Annotated in this window: 26 protein-coding genes; 19 read left to right on the top strand and 7 right to left on the bottom strand. The window is 60.3% G+C overall.

Annotated elements, in window-relative coordinates; genetic code table 11:
* Positions 1-31 precede the first annotated feature (31 nt).
* On the top strand, positions 32-1,213 hold the full coding sequence (gene ubiM / locus ORS3428_RS17675) for a 5-demethoxyubiquinol-8 5-hydroxylase UbiM (RefSeq protein ID WP_041000661.1): 1,182 nt from the start codon (positions 32-34) through the stop codon (positions 1,211-1,213).
* Positions 1,214-1,552: 339 nt separating this feature from the next.
* Here the strand turns inward: ubiM and ORS3428_RS17665 are convergent, their stop codons facing one another.
* Positions 1,553-1,792 carry a DNA -binding domain-containing protein gene (locus tag ORS3428_RS17665; RefSeq protein ID WP_040980206.1) on the bottom strand — a complete coding sequence of 80 codons (240 nt, stop codon included), beginning with the start codon at positions 1,790-1,792 and terminating at the stop codon, positions 1,553-1,555.
* 141 nt (positions 1,793-1,933) lie between these two features.
* Between ORS3428_RS17665 and ORS3428_RS17660 the strand changes: the two genes are divergently transcribed.
* The 7 genes from ORS3428_RS17660 to ORS3428_RS17630 all read left to right on the top strand — a co-directional run bounded on the left by ORS3428_RS17660 (position 1,934) and on the right by ORS3428_RS17630 (position 8,423).
* Positions 1,934-2,146 (top strand): helix-turn-helix domain-containing protein, encoded by a 213-nt coding sequence (locus ORS3428_RS17660; protein ID WP_040972957.1) that lies wholly within the window; start codon positions 1,934-1,936, stop codon positions 2,144-2,146.
* A 403-nt stretch (positions 2,147-2,549) separates the two neighbouring features.
* On the top strand, positions 2,550-3,488 hold the full coding sequence (gene aepX / locus ORS3428_RS17655) for a phosphoenolpyruvate mutase (RefSeq protein ID WP_052457608.1): 939 nt from the start codon (positions 2,550-2,552) through the stop codon (positions 3,486-3,488).
* A 38-nt stretch (positions 3,489-3,526) separates the two neighbouring features.
* Positions 3,527-4,711: an aminotransferase class I/II-fold pyridoxal phosphate-dependent enzyme gene (locus tag ORS3428_RS17650; RefSeq protein WP_071099584.1), complete on the top strand. Its 1,185-nt coding sequence runs from the start codon at positions 3,527-3,529 to the stop codon at positions 4,709-4,711.
* Positions 4,712-4,735: 24 nt separating this feature from the next.
* Positions 4,736-5,527 (top strand): phosphocholine cytidylyltransferase family protein, encoded by a 792-nt coding sequence (locus tag ORS3428_RS17645; protein ID WP_071099583.1) that lies wholly within the window; start codon positions 4,736-4,738, stop codon positions 5,525-5,527.
* 30 nt (positions 5,528-5,557) lie between these two features.
* Positions 5,558-6,166, top strand: a complete 609-nt coding sequence (locus ORS3428_RS17640) for a CDP-alcohol phosphatidyltransferase family protein (RefSeq protein WP_071099582.1) — start codon at positions 5,558-5,560, stop codon at positions 6,164-6,166.
* Positions 6,167-6,434: 268 nt separating this feature from the next.
* Positions 6,435-7,559, top strand: a complete 1,125-nt coding sequence (locus ORS3428_RS17635; protein WP_071099581.1) for an aminotransferase-like domain-containing protein — start codon at positions 6,435-6,437, stop codon at positions 7,557-7,559.
* 42 nt (positions 7,560-7,601) lie between these two features.
* Positions 7,602-8,423, top strand: a complete 822-nt coding sequence (locus ORS3428_RS17630) for a class I SAM-dependent methyltransferase (RefSeq protein WP_083355179.1) — start codon at positions 7,602-7,604, stop codon at positions 8,421-8,423.
* A 92-nt stretch (positions 8,424-8,515) separates the two neighbouring features.
* On the opposite strand, the gene ORS3428_RS17625 is transcribed toward ORS3428_RS17630, so the two are convergent.
* From ORS3428_RS17625 to ORS3428_RS17605, 5 genes are read right to left on the bottom strand one after another with little or no spacing between them, the layout of a single operon-like run.
* Positions 8,516-9,280 carry an HpcH/HpaI aldolase family protein gene (locus tag ORS3428_RS17625; protein WP_083355178.1) on the bottom strand — a complete coding sequence of 255 codons (765 nt, stop codon included), beginning with the start codon at positions 9,278-9,280 and terminating at the stop codon, positions 8,516-8,518.
* A 42-nt stretch (positions 9,281-9,322) separates the two neighbouring features.
* Positions 9,323-10,588 carry an extracellular solute-binding protein gene (locus ORS3428_RS17620; protein ID WP_071099578.1) on the bottom strand — a complete coding sequence of 422 codons (1,266 nt, stop codon included), beginning with the start codon at positions 10,586-10,588 and terminating at the stop codon, positions 9,323-9,325.
* A 32-nt stretch (positions 10,589-10,620) separates the two neighbouring features.
* Positions 10,621-11,457, bottom strand: coding sequence for a carbohydrate ABC transporter permease (locus ORS3428_RS17615; RefSeq protein ID WP_071099577.1), 837 nt, complete (start codon positions 11,455-11,457; stop codon positions 10,621-10,623).
* On the bottom strand, positions 11,454-12,422 hold the full coding sequence (locus ORS3428_RS17610; RefSeq protein WP_083355181.1) for a carbohydrate ABC transporter permease: 969 nt from the start codon (positions 12,420-12,422) through the stop codon (positions 11,454-11,456). Before ORS3428_RS17610 ends, ORS3428_RS17615 begins: the two co-directional genes overlap by 4 nt.
* Entirely contained in the window at positions 12,422-13,597 is a 1,176-nt protein-coding gene (locus ORS3428_RS17605) for an ABC transporter ATP-binding protein (RefSeq protein WP_071099575.1), read from the bottom strand. The genes ORS3428_RS17610 and ORS3428_RS17605 overlap by 1 nt, the downstream gene beginning before the upstream one ends.
* A 391-nt stretch (positions 13,598-13,988) precedes the next feature.
* Here ORS3428_RS17605 and ORS3428_RS17600 point away from each other — a divergent pair, with 391 nt between their 5' ends.
* The 7 genes from ORS3428_RS17600 to ORS3428_RS17570 all read left to right on the top strand — a co-directional run bounded on the left by ORS3428_RS17600 (position 13,989) and on the right by ORS3428_RS17570 (position 19,132).
* Positions 13,989-14,897: a LysR family transcriptional regulator gene (locus ORS3428_RS17600; RefSeq protein WP_071099596.1), complete on the top strand. Its 909-nt coding sequence runs from the start codon at positions 13,989-13,991 to the stop codon at positions 14,895-14,897.
* A 45-nt stretch (positions 14,898-14,942) separates the two neighbouring features.
* Positions 14,943-15,935 carry a phosphonopyruvate hydrolase gene (locus ORS3428_RS17595; RefSeq protein WP_244508014.1) on the top strand — a complete coding sequence of 331 codons (993 nt, stop codon included), beginning with the start codon at positions 14,943-14,945 and terminating at the stop codon, positions 15,933-15,935.
* A gap of 359 nt (positions 15,936-16,294) precedes the next feature.
* On the top strand, positions 16,295-16,543 hold the full coding sequence (locus ORS3428_RS17590; protein WP_071099574.1) for a hypothetical protein: 249 nt from the start codon (positions 16,295-16,297) through the stop codon (positions 16,541-16,543).
* A 303-nt stretch (positions 16,544-16,846) separates the two neighbouring features.
* The gene (locus ORS3428_RS17585; RefSeq protein WP_071099573.1) at positions 16,847-17,572 is read left to right on the top strand and encodes a LuxR family transcriptional regulator; all 726 of its coding nucleotides are present in this window, start codon (positions 16,847-16,849) and stop codon (positions 17,570-17,572) included.
* A gap of 87 nt (positions 17,573-17,659) precedes the next feature.
* Positions 17,660-18,328: an acyl-homoserine-lactone synthase gene (locus ORS3428_RS17580; protein ID WP_071099572.1), complete on the top strand. Its 669-nt coding sequence runs from the start codon at positions 17,660-17,662 to the stop codon at positions 18,326-18,328.
* Entirely contained in the window at positions 18,328-18,579 is a 252-nt protein-coding gene (locus ORS3428_RS17575) for a transcriptional regulator domain-containing protein (RefSeq protein ID WP_071099571.1), read from the top strand. The genes ORS3428_RS17580 and ORS3428_RS17575 overlap by 1 nt, the downstream gene beginning before the upstream one ends.
* Positions 18,580-18,616: 37 nt before the next feature.
* Positions 18,617-19,132 carry a DNA -binding domain-containing protein gene (locus ORS3428_RS17570; protein WP_244508012.1) on the top strand — a complete coding sequence of 172 codons (516 nt, stop codon included), beginning with the start codon at positions 18,617-18,619 and terminating at the stop codon, positions 19,130-19,132.
* Positions 19,133-19,156: 24 nt separating this feature from the next.
* Here ORS3428_RS17570 and ORS3428_RS17565 read toward each other — a convergent pair whose 3' ends face one another.
* A complete protein-coding gene (locus ORS3428_RS17565; protein WP_071099569.1) occupies positions 19,157-19,423 on the bottom strand; it encodes a DNA -binding domain-containing protein in 267 nt (88 codons plus the stop codon).
* Between the two features lie 122 nt (positions 19,424-19,545).
* Between ORS3428_RS17565 and ORS3428_RS17560 the strand changes: the two genes are divergently transcribed.
* From ORS3428_RS17560 to ORS3428_RS17545, 4 genes are all read left to right on the top strand, one after another.
* Positions 19,546-19,758, top strand: coding sequence for a helix-turn-helix transcriptional regulator (locus tag ORS3428_RS17560; protein ID WP_040972971.1), 213 nt, complete (start codon positions 19,546-19,548; stop codon positions 19,756-19,758).
* A 398-nt stretch (positions 19,759-20,156) separates the two neighbouring features.
* Positions 20,157-21,119 (top strand): ArdC family protein, encoded by a 963-nt coding sequence (locus tag ORS3428_RS17555; protein ID WP_071099568.1) that lies wholly within the window; start codon positions 20,157-20,159, stop codon positions 21,117-21,119.
* A 125-nt stretch (positions 21,120-21,244) separates the two neighbouring features.
* Positions 21,245-21,652, top strand: coding sequence for a DUF2958 domain-containing protein (locus tag ORS3428_RS17550; protein ID WP_071099567.1), 408 nt, complete (start codon positions 21,245-21,247; stop codon positions 21,650-21,652).
* Positions 21,653-21,736: 84 nt separating this feature from the next.
* Complete coding sequence (locus ORS3428_RS17545; RefSeq protein ID WP_071099566.1) at positions 21,737-23,467, top strand: ParB/RepB/Spo0J family partition protein; 1,731 nt, start codon at positions 21,737-21,739, stop codon at positions 23,465-23,467.
* The last annotated feature ends 57 nt before the right edge of the window (positions 23,468-23,524 follow it).

Raw genomic sequence — 23,524 nt, 5'->3', positions numbered from 1 at the left:
CCCAGATATCCGACGCGATGGCAGCGCGCTGATGGCCAGTTGCGACGACAGTTTCGACATCATCGTCGCCGGAGCCGGACCGGTTGGACTTTCCTTCGCCGCATCGCTTGCAAGGAGCGATCTCAAAGTGGCGGTGGTTGAGCAGCAGCCCTTCGAAAGCCTGGCAAAGCCGCCTTCCGATGGTCGCGAGATCGCGCTGACCTTCGCCTCGATCAACATCCTTCGCGAGCTCGGCGCCTGGGATGCCATCTCCGTTAATCACAAGTCACCAGTGCAAGGCGCGCGCGTGCTCAACGGATCGAGCCCTTTCGCTCTGTGTTTCGATCCTCCGAGAAGATCTGCAGAACCACTCGGATTTCTGGTCCCAAATTGTCGGATCCGCGATGCCCTGTTCAAGATCATCCGCTCGCACCACCGTGTCCAGCTGCTATGCGGCCACTCGGTCGTTGCTGTAACCAACAGCCGCAAAGGAGCGGTCGTAAAGCTTTCCGACGGCAGGCGGTTGACCGCTCGGCTTTTCGTCGCAGCAGATTCGCGTCTGTCGCGAACGCGCGACCTGCTCGGCATCGCCGCCGATATCAATCGGCTTGGCAGCTCGATGGTGATTTGCCGGGTCAGGCACGAACGCGCCCACCATCAGCTCGCAATCGAATGGTTCGATCACCATCAGACCATAGCGATCTTGCCGCTGATGGAAGGCGAGTCGTCATTGCTTGTCACATTGCGCGCAAACGACGCCAATAGACTTCTTGCCTTAGATGACGATCTGTTCCTGATCGAATTGACGGACCGGTGTCGAGGGCGCCTCGGAAAAATGGCCCTTGCAAGCAAGCGCCATATCTATCCGTTGGTCACGACTTGGGCGCACAGCTTCTGGGCTCCAAGCGCCGCACTCGTCGGCGACGCTGCCGTCGGCATGCACCCGGTGACCGCCCATGGCTTCAACATCGGCCTCGACGGCCAAAAGCAACTCGCCCACGGAATACTGACGGCTATTCGCAATGGTCACGACATCGCCCACCCAGACATGTTGCGCAGATACGAGAGCCGCCTGCGCTTGAGGGCCGCACCTCTTTATCACGCTACCAATCTACTGGTCGGGATCTACTCCAACGAGCACCCGGCGGCCCGATTCGCAAGACATGTGGGGCTTCGCTTGGGGCAATATCTTCCGTTCGTCCGACACGGCATTGCGAACATGCTTGGGCGATGAAAAAGCTGCCAGCAGATTTCGGGCTATTGCGGCGGATGAATTGCCAGGTGCGCTGCGACATTCCCCCGAGCAAGTTGCTGTCCCTGGCGCGCGGTTCGGCGGGGATTTCCGGCTGCACGTCCTTCGTTCCCGAGTTTCTGGGTGACATTTCGTCGGCCGCCGCGTCGCGTTGGCYGAAGGAAACGGAGCCTCCGCCGGACCTTGCCTCAGCCTGCATCGCCGTATGTTGGCACAAATGATCCCGCCCGCAGGATGAGGCGAAGCGCCCCGGTCCATATCTCGCCACTGGCACCGCCCCCCGGTGTCGGCCTGCCGTCTTTTTTCTTGTCGGAACGCCAGTCAGCCGGCGAACAATTCCCGGTAGCCGGTCGCCACCATCCAGTTCGCCCGATCGAGATGGCTGCGGGCCGCATTGCGGGCCCGTTCCGGTTCGCGTTCGGGATCGATGCCGAGGATCAACTGTGCCATTTCCTCGTAACTGGCACTGTCGGCGGCGGCGTCCAGAAACCGCATATAGGTCGTAAAATGCTCTTTGTCGTAAGCCGTGAGGCTATCCGACCAGGGAACTTCGTCTTGCATTTCGATGTCCAAGTGGCTTTGTGCGAGTTCGGATTCCGGGCGCGTCTTCCACGATCCCAGATGTGTTTTGAGGGCCTCACTATAACGAATAGGCACGATCGTTCCTAGAACGATAGTTCCGGTTCTGGTCCGTATACCGCCATGGACCTCAAAGAGGTGATGGCGATCAACATGCGTCGCGTGCGCCATCATCAGGACTTGACGCAGGAGGAATTGGCGGCTCTCGCGCAGCTCAGCATGCGTTATGTGGGCTCAATCGAGCGCGGCCGCGTCTCCGCGAGCGTAAGTGTCCTGGGCCGGCTCGCAAAGGCTCTTAATGTTGATCCTTGCGAATTGATCAAGCCGCCCCGGTGATCAAGCAATCCATATTCCCCGGTCGGCATGACTCGTTAGATGGCGGCGTTCAACCCCTTGAACTGAGCGGCGCCTGCGCGCAGACGGCGCTCACCGGACGCTCAGGAAATCGCGCCTGCTCGGCGATCGGCCCAATGGCCGCGTCAGTCTTTTCCACTGTAGCAAAACAGTAATGTCGTTGAGGGGCTGGGTAGCCGTGAGTGATTGTGGTCGATTGTTTAACAATGCCTCGGAGTTCCACAATAATTAAACAATGGTGTAACGCAAGTTTCACAAAAATCTGGCTTTTATTGTTAGGCATATCGTGTAATGTGCTAAGATGCTTTGGTGAGCCGGAGGAAGATTGTAAACATATTGGGTCGCCTACGTTATTGGTCTAAGGTCGGCAACCGGATTCCTAGGTATGATAAGAGATGTGACCGTAACCGCGAAYGCTAACAATGGAACTCGCCAAGCATCCACCGCATCGGCGTTGCGGTCTCTGGTATGTTCGAGTGAAATCGCTTTCCTTATGGAAGCCCACGACGCCCTGTCGGCGTCGGTCGCGGAGGCCGCAGGCTTTCGAGGTCTGTGGGCCTCAGGACTGTCGATCTCGTCCTGCCTGGGCTATCGCGATGCGAACGAAGCGTCCTGGACCGAAATCGTCGATGCTGTGCACAGAATCGTCGAGGCCACGCAAATACCTGTTCTTGTCGACGGCGACAGCGGATTCGGGAATTTCAACAACGCGCGCCTGTTCGCGCGCAAGCTGCACCAACGCGGGGCGGCCGGGGTCTGCGTCGAGGATAAGAGCTTCCCAAAAAAGAACTCGTTTGTCGCAGACCGGCACCCACTCGCTGAGATCGGCGAGTTCTGCGGACGTCTGCAAGCTATTCGGGACCACGTGCCGGATCCGGAATTTGTTGTGGTCGCCCGGACAGAGGCACTCATCGCCGGACATGGTCAGGATGAGGCGCTGACGCGGGCACATGCTTATGCTGAGGCCGGTGCCGACGCGATCTTGATCCACTCGCGCAAACCAGACCCAGCCGAAATTCTCGCCTTTAGCCGCGCCTGGGGGAACCGTCTTCCGGTAGTGATCGTCCCGACGAAATATTACCGCGCGCCGGTCGCGCAATACAGAGCGGCACAAATCTCAACCGTGATTTGGGCGAACCATAATATGCGTGCTGCGATCTCGGCCATGCGCCAGGTTTGCGACCGCATCATCCGCGAAGAGAGCACCGCCGGGATCGAGCGCGACGTTGCGACGCTCGAAGAGCTCTTTGATCTGCTGAAATATCAAGAGCTCTCCGCGGCCGAACAAAAATATCTGCCGCAAATAGCGAGCGGTGCCCCATAAGCGGGCCTGACTTCCCAAATCAAGGCAAGGAGGCGCCGATGCTTGCTCGACGCACAAGCTCGTTCGGTTCCTCTGGAACCGCCGCGGCGCGGGCCGCCGCAAGACAGGCAGCCCATAGCCGCCAAGAGGTGATCGACCTCACCGCTGGCGAGATCTGGAGCGAGCTCGCTCCGACCATTCGCGAAGGCGCGATCAATGCTATCAACAACGGCGTCAATCGATACACCGATACGCTCGGCATGATGGAATTGCGCGAGGCGCTGGCGCGGAAGGTCTCCTTCGATACGGGCCAAACCTGGAAAGCCGACGAGATCGCGGCAACGACAGGCGCCAAGCAAGCGCTCTTCAATGCAACCATGGTGCTGCTCAATCCAGGTGATGAGGTGATTATCCCTTCTCCCTACTGGACGACGTTCTCGGCCCAGGTCGTGATTGCAGGTGGCAAGCCGGTTTTCGTCGATACGCGTTCCAACGCCTACGTCCCGCGGATCCAGGACATCGCTGCGGCATTGACCGAAAAGACCCGAGCGATCGTCGTCAATACGCCCGCCAACCCGTCGGGTGCGGTCTACGATTTTGATACGCTGACGGCGATCGCCCAACTGGCGATCAACCGCGACCTCTGGGTCATTTTCGATGAATGCTATGCCAATTTCGTCTACGGTCATCATGCCCATCACCCGATCGTTTCGGTTGTGCCCGAAGTCAGGTCTCGAACAATTATCGTCAACGGATTCAGCAAGTCGCTCGCCCTGACGGGCTGGCGGATCGGCTATCTGGCGGCTCCAAAGGAAGTTGTTGATGCCGTCAGGGCCTTGCAGTCCCATACCACCTCAAATCCCAATGTGATCGCCCAACATGCGGTACTGRCTCACGTTGAGCGGGCAGACGGCCGCCATGAGAGCAAGCTGGCCTTGCAACTGGCAAGTTCCAGACAGATCGGTCTCAGCATCCTGTCCTCATTGAGGCGGATTCCCGCGCCTCGGGCGCAGGGCGGCATTTATTTCTATCTTGATCTTTCCAACTTGCGACCCGCATTCAAGAATGGTGCGGCGACAGCAGATGACGTTGTGACCTCGCTCCTTGCCGACGCCGGCGTCGCAGCCGTATCGGGCACCGCCTTCGGCGACCCCCTCGGTCTGCGCCTGTCCTATGGAATTCCTCCCGAAGAACTCGAAACCGGACTAACCCGGCTGGTTGATGTCCTCAACGGCTGGAAATGACACTCCCAAGAAAGGCAGATCGACATGCCTGTCGCCGCGCCCAAGAAAGCCGTCATCCTCGCCGCCGGAATGGGCTCCCGTCTGCGCCCGCTGACCGATCTGCGGCCGAAGCCCCTGATCGAAGTCAACGGCACATCGATTCTGCACAATGCGCTGCGAAACCTCGCGGCAATCGGCGTGGAAGAGGTCATAGTCGTCGTCGGCTACCGCAAAGACGCTATCCAATACGCATGCGGCAACCGCTTCCACGGCGTCCAGATCACGTATGTGGAGTCAACGGTTTTCGACCGCACCGGCAGCGCCTATTCGCTTTGGCTAGCCCGCGATATGCTGCTTTCGGGGGATTTCTATCTACTCGAAGGCGACGTCTTCTTTGAACAGAATGCACTCCACTATCTTAACATGGCCGATGCCGCCGATGTTGCCGCCGTTGTAACGTTCGACGCCACCATGCAAGGGTCGGCGGCGGTGCTTTCGGCGCGCGGCTTGATCTCGACTTTCCGCACAAAGCAGACCGCGGCAGATCTTGCCGCAAGCGGACCCAAGCTGTTCAAGACGATGAATCTACTGCGCTTGGCCGCGTCTACCCTCAGAGGCCTCATCGTTCCCGCGCTCGACGAGGTCATCGGCTCAGGTGCTACTCAGGCTCACATTGAGGAACTTCTTGCCTATCTCGTGGAAAGGCGCGGGCTCCAACTAGCCGCGGCCTGTTGCGATGGCGTGAAATGGTGCGAGATCGACAGTGCCGAGGATCTTAACAGCGCGCACAGCATCTTTGCTGATGCCGCGCAGCCGCTCCACCCCGCCCGGGCATAGCGCCTGCGATAATCACAGAGGAAGGTCTGGATGATCCGCCTTTTTGTCGATCCGGCAAATGCAATGACCGCCATGGGCCTCGCACTCTCCTCGATCGGCATCGATTTCTCGATCGCCGGGTTTCCGGAGATCGGCGTGGCAATCGTTTTGTGGGCGCTCTTGGCTGATCATTTTGACGGTGTCGTCGCGCGGCGAATGCGAGGCAGCCGGTCGGCGCAAACGGYAGAGGTCGGCAAGAATTTGGACTMGCTCGCCGATCTCGTCAGCGCTGGAATTTTCCCAGCCGTGACCCTGATCGTCGTCGGGCACGGATCGCCACTTTGTGTTGTTTCTGGAGCCGTTCTCGTCGTCGCCAGCGCCTTGCGGCTGAGTTTCTTCAACGTGGTCGGGTCTCCGACAGGGCGATTCGTCGGAGTGCCGACCAGCTGGGTCATGCCGGTGACGGCGATTGTGTTCTTGCTTCGCCCCACTCTCCCCGAAACTATTTTCGCAAAGCTGTTCGCATCCCTCCTCATCCTGCTCGCCATTCTCCACGTCTCGCCGGTCCGTGTGCCTAAAACGGCGGGCTTCATGTATTTGGTCGTGACGGCGTTTTGCGTCGTAGCATCCGCCGCGCTCGCATTTCGGGGCGCATCTTGAGGCCGCGGGAAGTGCCGCGAGCACGACAGGCCGAGGGTGCCCTTTGTGTCCGGGCGAGCGTGCTCAGCCATTGCGGCAGGCTGAACAATCGATAGGCATGTCCACATCGCGCTTTGTATCCTCATTCGTCCATCGCCAATGTTGCAATGATGCAGCTTCGCGTTTGGCTCTGTCGTTCCCGAGGTCGCGCGCCGTTCGCAAACGAAGACAGCCACGACTTCAATTTTCTTGCCCCTTGTCGGCACCCACGAAAACCAGGGAGCGCCTCATGAGCCGTCAGCAGACCAGCGCAATCGATCTTTCCACCGCGCTGCCGCCGTGCCCATCTTTTCTGGGAGAGGCTTTGTCTCGATCCCTCATCGAACTGGCCTCGCAATCGCAGCTCCACTGGCGGATCCGGAAAAATCGGCCCGGTGGAGAGGAACGCGATCGCCAGATCGGCTCCATATGGATAAGCCCGCGCGTCTGTGAGATCCTCCCCGCCGATCGCATCCTGGTGACCAACGGCACCCAAAACGCGCTCGTCGTCATACTGCGGCACTTGTGCAAACCGGGTGACGTCATTGTGGCCGAAAAGCTGGCTTATCTCCTGATACGCCCGATAGCCTTGTCGCTCGGCTTAATCGTAATCGGTGTCGAAATGGACGCGGAAGGGGTCGAGCCGGCCGCGCTCGAGGCTGTATGTCGGCGAGCCAGTCCCAAACTTCTCTACTGCACCCCGACAGTCCAGAATCCCACCACGGCAGTCATGTCAGCACGTCGGCGAGCCGAGATTGTCCGCGTGGCWCGAGCGCACAACATTGYGATCAYCGAAGACGATGTGCTCGGCCGTCTCCATCCGGAAGCACCACCATCTCTGTACGCCCACGCCCCGGAAATCACCTGGTACATTATGAGCGTTTCCAAGTGCTTCGCCATGGGCCTTAGACTGGCCTATCTGGCGATACCCGAGGGCCTCGCGGCGGCAGATGTATTGAGGCCGCATCTAAGGTCGTCGTCGATGTTTGCCAACTCTTTGTCCTGCGAGCTCGTTGCGCACTGGATCGAAGGGGACAACGCTCGGCAAATCGTCAACACCGCGCGTGTCGAAGTCACGGCAAGGCAACAATTGGCCCTTCAGCATCTTGGCCGATCCGGGGCCAAAACCGTGCCSGGGGCTTTGCACTTGTGGATAGAACTGCCTGCCAAGGCGAGCTGTGACGCAGTCGTCGAAGCCGCTCTGGCGGCTGGCGTCCAGATTAGATCCGCCAGGGTTTTTTCGGTGGACGATCAGCCACCTCCCAATGCGATACGCGTGGCGATCACAGGTCCCCAGGATCACGCGCAGCTTCATGCCGGATTGTCGGTCGTCGCGGAAATCCTTTCCGCCCATCTCTCACACGACCCACCATGAAGACGTTAAACAGTCGATCCATCAAGACAAGGAATACGGGAAATGAGCACAACAGGCCGTCAAATAATGACCACCGCGCCTGCGGATCTGTTTGCGGGAGCCGCTTACTATTTTGCGCGCTACCAAGCAGACTATCCGGCCGCGATGTTCGATTTCTTGACACAAAATTACCTTTCTGGCCGAGAGCCCGCCATCTTGCTCGATTTAGGCTGTGGAACGRGCCAGATCAGTGTTCCGCTTGCTCGAGTTGCCAATGAAGTCATCGCTGTGGACCCCGATCAAGATATGATCGGTGAGGCACGCCAATACGCCGCCAGGTCCGGCGCTCGCAACGTCTCCTTCGTGACCGGAAAATCCGAGGAGCTTGGCTTGGACATCGGCCCGTTCTCACTGGTCACGATAGCGGGCGCGTTCCATTGGATGGATCGGGAGCGGGTCCTGAACTACCTTGAGAAGGTGGCGGCGCACGACTGTGCTATCGCTGTCATTTCGAGGCACCGGTCGAACTGTTCACCCAATGATTGGTGGTTGGAACAACTCGCCTATACCGAGGCTTTCTGGGGCGGTTTCTTTCCGGCGGGGAGGCAAGGTATCCGACCTGCCTTGAAGGAATCGAATGGTGTCATCCTTGCCCGTTCCGCCTTCAGCGACATTCAGGACAAAAGCTTTCCTTACGAGCATCATTGGGATCTGGATTCGCTCGTCGGCTATATCTTGTCCACATCCAAGGCTTGCCCCGGGGTACTCGGAGACCGACGGCGCTTATTCGAGGATGGCTTGCGGTCCCGACTCTCGGCGATGTCGCCCGCCGGGACGTTCATCGAGCGCGGCGTCGCTTCTTTGCTCCTGGCAGCGCGGCCGTAACGAGCAGTGTCCGCCCGTATATGGCGAGCCTCATCTCAGCGTCGTTCAGCATGTCACGCCGAGGCTTGGCAGGCCATGCTGAACGGCTGACATCATGCAGAAACCGCTTCCAGTTTATATGGCGACTGCTTCAAACGACCAAGGAACTCACGAGCGCCATAGCTCAACATATGGTTCGCATGATCATAAACGAGCCGAACGCCCTTATCGACGAAGGACCCCACGTCGCTGTGGTTGACGAGCGTGCCGCAGATCTTGCCTGCGTCCACTATCGTTTTGATCGCACGATCGACGACTTCTGCAACGGCTTGCGGCATGTTGCCTTGCTGCCATTCGTAGGTGATGGGCTGAGCGCCGATCGTGAGGGCCAGGTCCCCAGGGGCAACCAGATAGGCGTCGACGCCTTCGACGGCCATGATTTGCGGCAAGTTGTTGACTGCCTCGATGGTCTCAATCATCAGGATAAGCAACCGGTCCTGGTGATCGAATGGCGCGGAGAACCTGAACCGGTCCACGATGCTCTGCGCTATTTTCGCGTCCGACACCAGCGGGATCATCAGACCATCGACACCGCATTCGAGATACTTGGTCACCATCCATGGCGAGGGATCTTCCGGCCGCAGGATAGAAACGGCTCCGGACAGACTCGCAGCGCGCGCCATCTCTTCCACCCGTTCCGGACCGGCCGAACCGTGTTCACAGTCGATGAGGACGGCATCGAACCCGCATTCAGCCAATTTTTCCACCAGGCTCGGCGAGGGATGACTGGAGTGTACCAGGGTGCCGATGCCCCCGCAGCGGAGTTTTTCTTTTAGCGCGCGAGAAGCCGACAAGTCACGCTTCAGGAATGATGCCATTTGATAACACCTTTGATTGAGGAGTGGTTGGGGTCAGGACGGTCAATGCAATGGCAAGAGATCGGAGACGTCACGTCCCATCTGCTCCAGTGCCTGCTTGGGTGCGACTTTCAGCAAAACCACCGACGCCAAGTGGTTCTTTATCACGGTGGTGATCTTGACTGAGTTCTCGCCCGGGAACGCTTCCCATGGTCCCATCGCCGACAAGGCCGGGATCAGAGCCTGGAGGTTGGGACGCGATGCATAATATTGCCGGAGTGCTTCAGTGGTGAGCGCGAGATCGTTGGCCGGCAGATAAGCCGTGCGCGTTGCCACGATCGTCTGCCCCGCGACACCTGAAGCGAACTTCATGAACTCCCATGCCTTTTGTCGCTGCTCCGGATCCTTGGAGAACATGATGCTGATGGGKCCGGCGGCGGGCAGGTGACCGGCTCCATTCGCAACCGGGAACGGCCGCATCGCAATTTGAAACTGCCCTTCGGCGCGCTTGGCGATGGCCGCGTAACTGCTGCTTGACGTACACAGGATGCCGATCTGGCCCGCGGAAAATGCCTGTCGTGCCTGATCGCGTGACATGTCCACTCGCGCTTGTCCGCATGCGCCGAAATCCCGCAAAATTCCGAGAGCGGCGAGCCCTTCGGGCCCGACAAATCCGACGTTGCGTTCGTCATCGGCCAAGATGCGGCCGCCAAACCCATTCAAGAGGCAATGGAACGTCCAGTTGCCGCCGTTGTCGTACTCCATAAACGCGCCCACGACCTCGCCTTTGCCCATGGCATCGAGGTTGCGGCCCAGCGCCGTGATTGCTTCCCAGGAGTCCGGCGGCTCGCTGACGCCAATTCGCTTCAAGAGATCGAGGTTATAGAGGATCACCGGCATCGAGACCGCAAAGCCAAGGCCATGCATGCTTGCTCCAAAGCGGCCGATTCGTGTCACGGCCGGTGAGAAACTTTGTCCCCAACCGGCCTCGTTGCGCTGGTAATCATCCAGGCTTTGCGCAAGCTTTCTGTCGGCGAATACACGAAGACAGTTCGGGCTGATGAACAGGACGTCCGGCAGTACCCCAACCATTGCCGAGCGCAGCACGGTGGTGACGGCGGTCTCATCCTCTCGAATCGAGGTGTCTATGTTCAACGCAACGTCATGTCCCGCCTGATAGGCAGCGCCCAGCGCAAAATACATGTCGGCGAATATGGAGGGGAGCGCGACTACGCGCAGCGCATCCGAGGGCGCCGCGCGCGCGAGAGACCCAGTGGTAAGGAAGATGGATGAACCGGCGAGAAAATGGCGCCGCGTGATTTCGGACATTGGTCGATCCTCATTGTATTTGTGAGCTGCGTTCATTTCACCGAGCCACCAGTCATTCCCTCCACGAACCACTTCTGCGCGGCCAGGAATGCGATGAGCAAAGGAGCGACGACCAGTGTCGATGCCGCCATCAATGGGCCGTAGTCATTCCCGGCCTCTTCGTTCTTGAAGGCCATGATCCCGAGCGGCGCAGGCATCAAGTTGCCGTCGCGCACCGCAATCAGCGGCCAGAAAAGATCGTTCCAGTGAGCGACAACCGAGAAGAYGGAAAACGCGATGACGGCAGGCAGCGCCATCGGCACCATGATTTTCCAGACGATGGCAAGTTCGGTCAGGCCATCAAGCCGCGCCGCGTGGACAATGTCGTCCGGAATCTTCCTGAAGAATTGGCGGAAGAGAAAAATGCCGAACGGTGAGACGACGTAGGGAATAACCAGCRCCAAATAGGTGTTCAGGATACCGAGCTTGTAGCACAGGATGAACAAGGGAAGGGACAGCACCTGGTGCGGCAGAAGCAACCCGACGAGAACCATGGCGAAAATGAAATCGCGACCCCAGAACTTGAGCTTGGCCAGAGCGTAAGCGGCCGGCGCGCACACGAGAATTTGTGCTGCCAGGATCAGAGCGCAGACAAGAAGGCCGTTGCCCWTATAGCCCGGCAGAGGCACCGAAGTGATCGCCTTGGCGTAATTGTCGACACCGTAAAATTGTGCCGGAAGGACCGAGAAGGTCGCCCGAAAAATCTCACCAGGCGATTTGAGCGACAGGCTGACCATCCAAACGAAGGGCACGAGAATGAATGCGGACGTGAGGACCAGCACGCCGTGGCGCAGGATAGCGGCCGCAGGAGAAAGGCGGATCGCGCTCATTGATAGTGWACCCGTTTGTCCATGCTACGCGCTTGGAGCAGGGTCAGCGCCACGACGATTGCGAGAAAGACGATGGCGACCGCGGCGCCATAGCCCGCGCGCAAATATTCAAAACTTTCCCGGTAGATCGTGTAGAGCAGCATTTCCGAGGAGTGGCCCGGGCCGCCTTGGGTCAGGATCTGGACCGTGTCGAAGGTTTCGAAAGCTCTAAGCGCCACAACAATGACGACGAACATGGACACCGGTCCAAGCATTGGAATGGTGACGGTTCGCAGGCGATCGAGCCAGTGATCGGCCCCGTCAACATCAGCGGCGTCGTATAGATCGAGCGGGATCGACTTCAGCCCCGCCATGAAGAGCACCATGGCGTAACCGAGATTCTGCCAGATGCCGATAACGGCGAGAACAGGCAGGACCGTCGTTTCGTCGCGCAGCCAGTTGGCGACAGGTAAATCAAGGGCAGCCAGGCTGTGGTTGACCAGGCCGATGGTGGGATGGAGCAAGGCCTCCCACGAGATCGCCATTGCAGTTGCCGTGGCCATGAAGGGCAAAAAATGAACTGCGCGATAAAGAGCGCGGCACGAATGGCTGCTCTCTATGAGCAGCGCGATCAAAAGTCCTGCAAGTACGGTTCCTGGAACAACCATCACTACATAGACGACAGTATTGATCAGCGACGCTCCAAAACCCTCGTCAAAGATGACTTCGCGGAAGTTTGCCAGGCCGACGAAGGAAAGCGAGCTGGCGCCGAACTGCCAGTCGCTAAACGCTATGACAAAGACGCCGATAACCGGCAGGAAGAACAGAACGACCAGAAAGACGAGAGCGGGCGCAATAAGTGCCCAACCCCACATCGCCTCATAGAACGAGTGTCTTCGTGGCAGCGACACGCGCGACGATAGCTTCGCCGCGGCCCCTTCCGCAGACTGCGCAAGCCGACTGACAGCAGGCAGGCTTGCGCTCATCAGGCCCACTCCCTCACTGGCGTGGACGGGTTCGTGCGCGAGACGTCTCGCGCACGAACCCGACGACCGTCGCGGTTGAAGACGAGCAGCTGGTCCGGCCTGACTGAGACATGCAGCGTCTGTCCGGCGACAATATGGGGTGCGCGCTCGGCGGAAAGCCTGGCTATCAACGGATGCTCGAGGCCGCACGGGTCGAAATAAACGTACAGATCGGAGCCCATATGCTCGACCATGCGTACCGAGCCGGTGATTACCCCCGGGCCGGAATGTTCAGCAAACTGGAAAGCCTCTGGGCGAATGCCGACAGTGAATTTGGATCCCGGCGCTATCTCGCAAGCAACCGAAAGGGCGGAGCCTGCAAGATCGACCAAGCCGGGTTCGCGCATTGTTGCGTCCACCATGTTGATCTTTGGCGATCCGAGGAACTCAGCCACGCGTATGTCGTTCGGATCGGCATAGATCTCCTGGGGTGGGGCAACTTGCAAAATCTCGCCGTCGCGCATGACTACGACTCGATCAGACAGCGTCATCGCTTCCGCCTGGTCGTGCGTCACATAGACAAATGTCACCCCAAGGCGCCTGTGCAGGTCCTTGATCTCGGCACGCATTTGGACCCTCAACTTGGCGTCGAGATTGCTGAGCGGCTCGTCCTTCAAAAACACGGCAGGATGGCGCACCATGGCGCGACCGACCGCCACCCGCTGACGTTGTCCGCCGGACAGTTGTCCCGGTCTGYGATTGAGCAGATGCGCAATTCCCAGCGCTTCGGCGGTGCGAGAAACCTCCATCTCGATCCCGCTTATCACCGGCCCGGAGCCTGGTAGCCATCGGCCGATGAGCGGCAGGCGCTGCGCGCGGCTCAGCCGTCGCATTCGCAACGGCAGGGCGATGTTCGCGGCGACACTCATATGCGGGTAAAGCGCATAGGATTGGAACACCATCGCCACGTCGCGACGCTTCGGGCGTATTCCATCCACCACACGACCGCCAATCTCGATGCTGCCCGTATCCTGGACCTCGAGCCCGGCCAGTATGCGCAACAATGTCGATTTTCCGCATCCTGACGGGCCGAGCAGGGTCAGGAACTCGCCATCCGCAATCGAGAGCGAAACGTCATGCAGCACCCTTGTGGCCCCRAACGACTTGCGAATATTTCYGATAGCAATCCCACTCACGCGRCAGCCTCCTCATTCCTCACGCGCGACGACACGGCCAACCGACCTCGTCGCCGCGCACCTCGGATGCAAAGGACGCAGCGCTCAAGCGGTCCGATAGACCAGCTGTCAAACGTGCCCAACGCAAGACCATTGGGTGCCTGCGCCAGATTTGACGGCGACATGCAATGCGAGCTGTCGGCTCACGTTGCACAAAGCAATAAGTAAGGAACCCAACGCTATTGAGTGGAAATGTCATGCACCCATCCTGGGGCCGGAACTCATGGCCACGCGGTACCGCTGGGACACGACAGTCCGGTGACAAATATCGAATAATGTGATGGATGGTCCCAGTTTGGAGATGAATTGCCGTAACGGGATCAGCCCTCAAACTCTTTTTCCGGAGCTACAGATGACGAGCGAAGACGAAGCAGTGCCTTTGAACGCAATCCGCGCTTTCGTGACGATCGTGCGCGAAGGAAGCCTGACCCGGGCAGCCAACGCATTAGGCACGACGCAGAGCTCAGTCAGCCGCTATCTAGCCGTTCTGGAAGGATATCTCGGGACAGACTTGATGGAACGGCGGGGCAGGCGAAGCGAACTGACCGAGTTTGGAAGATTATTCGCCAACACTGTCTCGGAGCCGCTCGATACAGTGTGCTTCACCGCTCAAAGAATGCGGCGGCGAACCCGACCGAACGCCAACCGGATTGTCGTGCGCACATCRCTTTCGACTTTTGCCTATTCGTTCTTGATCCCAAAACTTCAGGCATTCTCCACCGAAATGGGCGGCGTGATGGTCGACGTGATCAGTTCGCTTTCRCTGCCGACATCCACCGACGATTTCGACATCTTGATTACACGCGACCTTTCGGTCGTCGAACCTGCCGATCATTGGGAAATCTACAACGAGCAACTCGTGTGTGTGGGCTCTCCAAATCACATAGCGGGCAAAAGTCTTTCGGTCGTTCGCTCCATGCCGATAATCAACGTCACATCTCGTCCCGACATACTCCCCACCTGGCTCAGAGGAATGAATCTGACATCAAGGGATATCAAGTCGGGCGCGCGATACGATCACAACTACCTTGCGCTGCCTGCCGTCATGACGGGAAAAAGCCTTCTTGTAGCGCCCGAGATCATCGTCAGCGACCTGGTGCGCACTGGCGCTTTGAATGTGGTGCCGGGATCGCTCACGCCAAGCGGTATGCAATACCGGGCCTATGCGGTCGACCGCTCTGACAATCCCGAACTCGCTCGCGCCTTTTGCCGGTGGTTGGCTCGACTGTGTAAGAAGGCGGCGATTTCGGAGGCTCGCTAACATCGCATTCGGCTATGGAAAGGTCTCAAAAATCGATCGATCCGTTTGATTGCCAACGACGTCGCCGAATACAGGGGGCAGTCATTCGATCATTCGTCGATTCCAGAGGCGCGCAAGATGCTRCAAACTGGTCAAAACCCCAAGCACATCTCCGYAGCCTCCACGCTGACGAGCAGGGCATCTCTGCGAACCCAAATCTGCGCCGGCCGTCTGGCCCACGTCATGGCGGCGCACAGTCCCTTGTCGGCAATCCTGGYCGAGGAGGCAGGCTTCGATGGCATCTGGGCCTCCGGTTTCGAACTTTCCGCTCTTTATGGACTGCCCGATGCAAGCCTCGTGTCCATGACCCGGCACCTCGACATGGTTCGTGCGATGGCCGAACGATCATCGCTGCCGATCATAGCTGATATCGACACCGGCTTCGGCAACGCCATCAACGTCATCTACGCCATCGAGCAATACGAGCGTGCGGGTGCCGCCGCGGTCGTCATTGAAGACAAGGCTTTTCCAAAGATGACGAGCCTCCTGGCAGATGGTCGTCAGGAACTCATCCGGACCGAGGAATTCGCGGGAAAGATTCGGGCGGCCGTTGCCACGCGAATAGACGCGGACTTCCTCGTTATCGCGCGCACTGAAGCGCTGGTCGCCGGACTGGGTGAAGCCGAGGCCTTGAAGCGGGCCAGGGCGTATGAAGAAGCTGGCGCCGACATGATCTTGATCCACTCCAAACGGAAGGTGCCCGACGAGGTCGAAAGTTTTGTGCGAGCCTGGCGCGGCGAAGTTCCGATAGTCATCGTGCCGACGGCCTATCCGGAAATGAACGAGTCGCGCATCCGCGCGCTCGGYAAGATTGCGATGGTGATCTATGGCAATCATGCCATTCGGGCAGCAGTCACCGCCATGAAGGACGTCTTTGCCCGCATCCRCGCCGACGGCGGTATTCACCGCATCGACCCCGAAATCGTGCCGGTGGAGGAAATCTTCCGACTGCAGAAAATGGACACCGTCAAAGCCAACGAGGATCGGTTTCTGTGGTGATGTCACAAGAGCTGCCTTCAAACCCGGACCATCGAAAATAGGTCTGAGGATGACCTCCTGATGCAGCCAAGTTCGTCCGTTTCTGGATTTTCAGTGTCGGGTTCGAGGTGCCGAGCCCATTTCCGTTTTGAGTTGCGGGCACTGGGCTTCAGGCGCCCGCGTGTCTCTGGCGGAAACGGATTTTTCGATGCCATGGCGTGCGACCGAGTTTTGTTGTCTTTCCATCCATGGAACTCAGGCTGCTGCATGGTTCGGCGCCACCATCGTGCGCGCAGGCGCCGCTTGGCCAGCTACTTTTCGCGCGACGTATGCGTCGCAAGGTGCCCTATGGCAAATGAGGAAATGGAGGTGTCGCCGAATTGGAAATTTTCGAAAGGCTTGAAGTGTTGGTCGATGCGCCGGGCGCGGAAACGGTCAATGAAGYACGCTCAATGCTGCGTCAGTTCGAGTCGGTCGTGACTGCCGACGCGATCCACCAATTCTTGCTGGATCTGATGACCTTGGTGTTTGTGGTGGACGCTGCTCCTCAAAATTATCACGCGCCGGTGCGCAAGCTCGTCAAGGTCCGGCTGGCAGTGCTCAAGATGCTTGGCGAAGCCTCGGCTTGAGCATCGCCTGTCGCTTGGCGCAAGCGMTATCAGCCGATGGCGAAACGGCTGAAAATCCGTCGCTGGAGCACCTTGAATGGCGCGGGCCACGGATCCGGTGTCATTGCCTGTCGGTTCGAATTGGATGCTGAAGAGACTCGAATCGCTGTTCTCCCATCATTGGAATGCCAACCGGAAGGTGACGGACTGGCGATCGCGTAATGYGCCGTGCCGCCGAACTTGGCCACGTCACCTTGGCAATCTRCCCGCCGGCTTCCGCGACTCCGAATGCCGCGCGGCCCAAGAGGCTGGGGATGACTAGGCATGCAATTTGTCTTCGAGACCTTTCTGGAGCAGCTTTCCGAAAGCGTCGATGAGACGGATTTCCGTGACGCGATGGCGCGTGCTGCCGCGGCATTCGATCTCGTCAAATTCGCTTATCTGTGCCTGCCGCCACGGGCGCCGGGAAAGCCAAGGCTGATCTCGAACTATCCGCAACGCTGGACCGCTCATTACCTGAGCAACCACTATCACGCCATCGATCCGGTGATCGCGCGGGCGCAGGGCTGCCAATGCCCGTTTCTGTGGGGGCTTCACTACAGCCGAACCGGCCTGTCGGATTTCGAGCAGAAGCTCTTCGACGAGGCGGCCGCGTTCGGCATCCGCTGCGGTTTGACCATCCCGATCCTCGACAAGCGGGGCAACGTCGCCGCCATGAGCTTTGCCGCCGACGGGCTCAGTCCGGCCCTCCTGCGGGTGAGCGAGCGCTACCAAGAGGCATTTCGCTTCATGGCGACCTGCTTTCATATCTGCGTCCGCCGCAAGCTCTCCGCCGATCGGTTGGTCAACGGCGTGCAGCTGACGCCGCGCGAGTATGAATGCCTGGAATGGGCCGCGCAGGGCAAATCCGCACGCGATATCGCCTCGATTGTTGGCATCAGGCGCCGCACCGCCTCCTTTCACCTGGAGAACGCCAGGAAGAAGCTTGGTCTGCGCACCCGCATGCAGGCCGTGGCGCAATTCTCAGCCGCCAGAACGGGTCTCGGCTGACCAGGCACCTGTACCGCTGTACAGGCTGCTTCGGCCTGGCGCTTGGCCTCCAATGGCAGGGTCAATCCTGCCAGGAGGCCTATAATCATGCTGCAGCTCATTGCCCCCGAATGGTACGGCGACTTCGCCGACGAGCTCCACGAAATGCACCGGCTGCGCCACCGTGTCTTCAAGCAGCGGCTGGACTGGGACGTCGACACCAGCGGCGGCTACGAGATCGATCGCTTCGACGCGCTGAAGCCCCATTATCTGCTGCTGCGCGGCTCAATTGGCAGCGTCGACGGCTGCGTCCGCCTGCTTGCCTCGACCGGGCCGACCATGCTTGGCGATATCTTTCCAGCCCTGCTGGACGGACAGCCGACGCCGCAGGATCCAAGAATCTGGGAAAGCAGTCGTTTCGCGCTCGACCTGCCGCCGTCGGCCGCCAAGGGAGCAGGCGGCATCGCTGTCGGCACCTACGCGCTCTTCGCAGGCATGATCGAGTTCGGCCTGTGGCGAGGTCTCGACCGCATCGTCACCGTCACCGACCTGCGCATGGAGCGCATCCTGCGCCGGGCCGATTGGCCGCTCGAGCGGCTCGGCGAGCCGCGCGCGATCGGCCCCACCCGAGCCTTGGCCGGCTGCCTCGAGGTCTCAAGCGAGCGCCTCGATGCCGTTCGCCGCAATGGCGGTCTTGCCGGTCCGGTGCTGTGGGCGCCGGTCAATCCACGAGGCCGCATGACGGCTTCGCTTCATGCTTCGGGCGCAGATACCTGATGAGCCTGCCAGAACCTGAAGCCGCCCGGCCGGACTGGCGCGATGATCGGTCCTATGACTACACCCTTGCGCTGACGCGGCGCGGCTGGGCCTGGGAATTCCTGCGGCGCAATCCGGCCTTCCGGCATGATCTGTCCCACGCATTGGAACGGGCGAGCTCCGTCGATCAGCGGCCGTCGCTCGACGTTATCGCCTCCTCCGCCGACCTGTCGCGCTGGGGGCTTTTGTTTCGCGTCCTCTATGCATCGTGACGCAGCCACGTTCTGGTGTCCGAGCCGATGCGCTCAGGTGTTGCCGGTCGTCGCCGAACGCGTGTCCTCCTCGCCGGCGATGCCGGCGTTCGAAGCGGCGCGTCTGCCCTGCCGTGCGAGTGTGCTCAGGCTGGTTGACGGCTCTGAGCATCTTCTGCTGCACAGCGCCGGCCGGCAGCTGCAGCTCGCCGTTTTGGGGCAGAGTATCCTCGGCCCCGTTCTGCTGCGCACCGATGCGGTCTGGCCGGCCGGTGAGTGGCGGCAACGCCTCTGGTCGCTCAAATGCCTCAATAGTCTCGTTGCAGGGGGGCGCTTTCCGAAAAGACTGTTTGCGCCGGAAGCGCGCGGCCGTCGCCTGCGCTTTGTTCTGCGGGCGCTTGACGGCTCAGTTGCAGGTGCCTCGTACCGAGACATCGCCGAAGCGCTGATTGGTCAGACGCGCGTGCGGGCCGACTGGACAGATCCGCGCGACCATCTGCGCGATCGCATCCGACGTGCCGTGGCACGGGCCCGCATGCTGATGAACAGCGGCTATCTCGGCTTTCTTGCCTGACGTGTCTCGCGCCGTATAAATGCGTCAGCTGGTGAACAGCTCCCTGTAGCCCGTCGTTACCATCCAGTTCGCCCGGTCGAGATGGCTGCGCGCCGCATTGCGGGCGCGTTCTGGTTCGCGCTCCGGATCGATGCCGAGGATCAGATCGGCCATCTCCTCGTAGCTGGCGTCATCGGCGGCTGCATCCAGCAAGCGCATATAGATGGTGAAGTGCTCCTTGTCGTAAGCCGTRAGGCTGTCCGACCATGGCGCTTCATCCGCTACCGGCACGCTCGAGTGAGGCTGCAACATCGCTGATTCTATCTCCAAGGGCGGTCTCGCAAAACCCGTCCGCGAGTGGATTGAGACGCCTGGTGTGGAATACATACTATAGTTGATAAACTCAAGGAGCCTGATCCGCTGACTTCTCACGCATGGACATGCGTCAGTTGGTCGGTCGGAATGTGATTAGCATCAGGCTGAAGAAGGGTCTGACGCAGGAACAGCTCGCTGAGGTGTCAGGCTTCAGCCAGCAGTATATCAGCGGTCTGGAGAAGGGCCGCCGCAATCCGACGATCGTCACCATCTATGAACTGGCATTGGCGCTCGGCGTCAGCCACATGGATCTGGTTCGTCCCGACAAATAATCGATCTCAGCGCRCAATTTGCTGGGCACCTGCGCGCCTGAAGGCGCGCATCGGGTGCTCGTGAACCGAGCCCGCTTGTCTTCGCGTCGCTCAGGCGGTCTCGGCCATTCGGCTTCGCCCCCTGGCGCGGGCAGCCCTTGCGGGCTGTGCCGGTCGCCGCCCCAGGGGCGGCGTTGTTTTTTTGATTTGGCCTTCCCGGCGGCGCGGTGTGGGCGGCTCTCCCTTCTAGGCCCGCCGCGGCGGCCCGCAACCCTTCGCTCGCGCTCCGGGTCCTCCACTTGCGTTCCGGTCCTTCGGATGCAGGCCACCTCTGACGGCGGGCCTTTCCGGTCGTTTTTCGCCGCCCACCCCGCTTTGCGGGGAAGGGCGCGGCGAGATTGGCGAGCGGAGGTCAAGTCATGCGCAAGACCGGCAAACACAGTGCTAGCGGAGAAGTTGGCGGCAAGCGGAGCGAGCCGCTTAAGCGCAGCCTTTATTCCGAGATCACAGACCGCATCATCGCCGATCTGGAGCGGGGTTGCGTGCCTTGGGTGAAGCCTTGGGGCAGCGCCAAGGCCAGCCTTGGCCTGCCGAAGAATGCCGCCACGGGGCGCGGCTATTCCGGCATCAACATCCTGATCCTGTGGGGCGCGGTCATCGAACACGGCTATGCCGRCCAGAACTGGCTCACCTTCCGGCAGGCGCTTTCCCTTGGCGGCAATGTCCGCAAAGGCGAGCACGGCACGACCATCGTGCATGCCGATCGCTTCATCCCGAAAAACGAGAAGGAACGCGCCAAGGCGGAAGATACCGAGCCGCAGGCGGTGCCGTTTCTCAAGCGCTTTACCGTCTTCAATGTCGCGCAGTGCGAGGGCCTGCCCGACGAGCTTTGCAGCCAGCCCGAGCCGCTGCCCGAACGCCACATCATCCCGCATGCCGAGGCGCTTGTTCGCAAAACCGGTGCCGATATCCGCATCGGCGGCGACCGCGCCTTTTACATGCCGTCTGCCGATTTTGTTCAACTGCCGCCGCAACCGGCGTTCTTCGAGCAGATCAACTATTACCGAACCTGCTTCCACGAGCTTGGCCACTGGACCGGGCATCCAACACGGCTTGCGCGTGACCTCTCCGGCTCGTTCGGCACCAAGGCCTATGCCCGCGAGGAACTGGTGGCAGAGATCACGGCTGCCTTTACCTGCTCGAGCCTCGGCATCGAGCCGACCGTGCGTCACGCCGACTACATCGCCTCATGGCTCGAGGTGCTGCGCGAAGACAATCGCGCCATTTTCCGCGCTGCCAGCCTTGCCTCGAAAGCCGCCGATTTCCTGCTGGCCTTCCAGACGGATGCCGAAACCAAGATGCGGGAAGGGATCGCGGCATGAGCGCTCCCGATCCCGTTGCGCTGCAGAGCGAGYCGACGCCGAAAGGCGAGCAGATGCTCGATTTCGGCCTCTTCGATGAAGCCAAACGAAACCAGTTCGACCTGTTCTGACGAGGAAGCTTTGCCATGATCCTGATCACCGACGAATTGCGCGCCCGCCTGCTCGCCAATGGTGCCGCCGAAATCGAAACCGACCATGTTCCGGTCGTCAAACTGTTCAATCCGGTCGGCGCCGCGACTTGGCTTCTGAGCGAACTCGACGCTGACGGCGACACGCTGTTCGGGCTTTGCGATCTCGGTTTCGGCTTCCCCGAACTGGGCAGCGTCAGCCTCGCCGAACTGCAAGCCGTCAAGGGACCGCTTGGCCTCGGCATCGAGCGCGATCTCTGTTTTCGTGCGCGGTTTCCGCTCTCGGTCTATGCCGAAGCCGCCCGTATTGCCGGCCACATTACCGAGGCCGAGCGGCTTTTGCGGCAGGCCGCCGCCGCTCTCGAAATCCCCACTCCCGAGCTTCCGCCAGACCGGGCGGAATGACCGCGCCGCCAGGCGCAAACACCCCGCCGCTCGGCCTGCGGCCTCGCGGTGGGCTTTTCAAGCCCAGACAAAGGAGAAAGACCCATGCAGCTTGCCCATGTTTCCATCGACCAGTTGAGCGTTTCGGCCATCAACATGCGTCATTCAAAGCGCGCGCCAGACATATCCGACATCCTGCCCTCGGTCAGGGCGCGCGGCGTGCTCGTGCCGCTTCTGATCCGGCCCAATGGCACGCCGGACAGCTTCGAAATCGTCGCCGGGCGGCGGCGCTATTTCGCAGCCAAAACGGTCGCCGACGAGCGCGGCGAGGCCGAACCGCTGCCCTGCGCCATCATGGACGAAGGGGACGACGCCGATGCGCTGGAGGCTTCGCTCATCGAGAACATCGCCCGCCTCGACCCTGATGAAGTCTCGCAGTGGGAGACCTTTACGCGCCTGATCAAGGAGGGCAGGGGCATCGCCGACATTGCCGCCACCTTCGGCCTCACCGAGCCTCAGGTGAAGCGCATTCTGGCGCTCGGCGACCTGTTGCCGAAGATACGCGAAGCCTATCGCCGCGAGGAAATCGACACCGAGACGGTGCGCCATCTCACCATGGCGTCCAAGGCGCAGCAGAAGGACTGGCTGGCGCTCTTTTGCGATCCCGAGCAACGTGCCCCGCGCGGCTGGCAATTGAAGCAATGGCTGTTCGGCGGTCAGTCGATTTCGACCAAGGTGGCGCTGTTTCCAATCGAGGACTATCCCGGCCTGATCGTCTCCGACCTGTTCGGCGAGGACAGTTTTTTTGCCGATGCCGACCTCTTCTGGTACAAACAGAACGAGGCGATTGCCGCCAAGCGTGACGCCTATATCGAAGCCGGTTGGATCGAGGTGGTCGCGCTCGAACCCGGCCAGTATTTCCATTCGTGGGACTACGAAAAGACGCCCAAGAAGAAGGGCGGAAAGGTGATCATCACCGTCTCGCAGCGCGGCGAGGTGGAATGTCATGAGGGCTATGTGTCGCGCAAGCAAGCGCGCCGCGCCCGCGCAGAAGGCGAGTTTGGCGAGGAAGTCGAACCGCCTGCCAAACCGTCGCGTCCCGAGTTGAGCGGGCCGATGCAGAACTATGTCGATCTGCACCGTCACGCCGCCGTGCGCACCGCCTTGCTCGATCATCCGGGCGAAGCCCTGCGCCTGATGGTGGYGCATGCCGTTGTCGGCTCGAGCCTGTGGCAGGTGCGTCCCGAGCCGCAGCGCGCGGCCAACGAAACGGTGGCCGCCAGCATCGCCGCTTGTAAGGCCCAAGCCGTCTTCGGCGAGAAGCAACGCGAGGTTCTGACCCTGCTCGGTTCTGTCGATGAGGATGGTCCGGTGAGCGGTGGCCATGGCGACGACTTTGCGCTGGCCAGCGTCTTCGCCCGTCTGCTGGCACTCCCTCACGACGATGTCTTGCGCGTTCTGGCGCTGGTCATGGCCGAGACGCTTTGCACCGGCAGCGCGATTGTCGAAGCGCTCGGCAATCATCTTGGCCTCGACATGCGCGGCCATTGGCAGGCCGACGATGCCTTCTTCGAGCTGTTGCGCRACAGGCAAGTCGCCACCGAAATCCTCGCCGATGTCGGCGGCAGGCTCGTCGCCGATGGCAATTCTTCGGAGAAGGTGAAGACGCAAAAGAAGATCATTCGCGACTTCCTTTGCGGCGAAAACGGCAGGCAGAAAGTCGACGGCTGGYTGCCGCGCTGGATGGCATTCCCGGTGTCGAGCTACACGAACCGTGGCGGGTTCCGCACCGCCGATCAGTGGGCGAAGGTCCAGACGCTGTTCGTGTCAGAATGATCCTCGCATGGCGGACGGCGACGTTTTCTGGCGTCGCCGCTCGCGCGCCAACCGGGC

The sequence above is a fragment of the Mesorhizobium sp. ORS 3428 genome (genome assembly GCF_001854785.1).
Lineage (GTDB): Bacteria > Pseudomonadota > Alphaproteobacteria > Rhizobiales > Rhizobiaceae > Mesorhizobium.
Note: the sequence above shows the minus strand (reverse complement) of the source record. Positions and strands in the feature narration are given on the sequence as shown.

Excerpts from the sequence above, each read along its gene's own strand:
- ubiM (WP_041000661.1), top strand. The coding sequence starts at position 32 with ATGGCCAGTTGCGACGACAGTTTCGACATCATCGTCGCCGGAGCCGGA.
- ORS3428_RS17665 (WP_040980206.1), bottom strand. The coding sequence starts at position 1,792 with ATGCAAGACGAAGTTCCCTGGTCGGATAGCCTCACGGCTTACGACAAA.
- ORS3428_RS17660 (WP_040972957.1), top strand. The coding sequence starts at position 1,934 with ATGGACCTCAAAGAGGTGATGGCGATCAACATGCGTCGCGTGCGCCAT.
- ORS3428_RS17645 (WP_071099583.1), top strand. The coding sequence starts at position 4,736 with ATGCCTGTCGCCGCGCCCAAGAAAGCCGTCATCCTCGCCGCCGGAATG.
- ORS3428_RS17625 (WP_083355178.1), bottom strand. The coding sequence starts at position 9,280 with ATGGCATCATTCCTGAAGCGTGACTTGTCGGCTTCTCGCGCGCTAAAA.
- ORS3428_RS17585 (WP_071099573.1), top strand. The coding sequence starts at position 16,847 with ATGCAATTTGTCTTCGAGACCTTTCTGGAGCAGCTTTCCGAAAGCGTC.
- ORS3428_RS17580 (WP_071099572.1), top strand. The coding sequence starts at position 17,660 with ATGCTGCAGCTCATTGCCCCCGAATGGTACGGCGACTTCGCCGACGAG.
- ORS3428_RS17575 (WP_071099571.1), top strand. The coding sequence starts at position 18,328 with ATGAGCCTGCCAGAACCTGAAGCCGCCCGGCCGGACTGGCGCGATGAT.
- ORS3428_RS17560 (WP_040972971.1), top strand. The coding sequence starts at position 19,546 with ATGGACATGCGTCAGTTGGTCGGTCGGAATGTGATTAGCATCAGGCTG.
- ORS3428_RS17550 (WP_071099567.1), top strand. The coding sequence starts at position 21,245 with ATGATCCTGATCACCGACGAATTGCGCGCCCGCCTGCTCGCCAATGGT.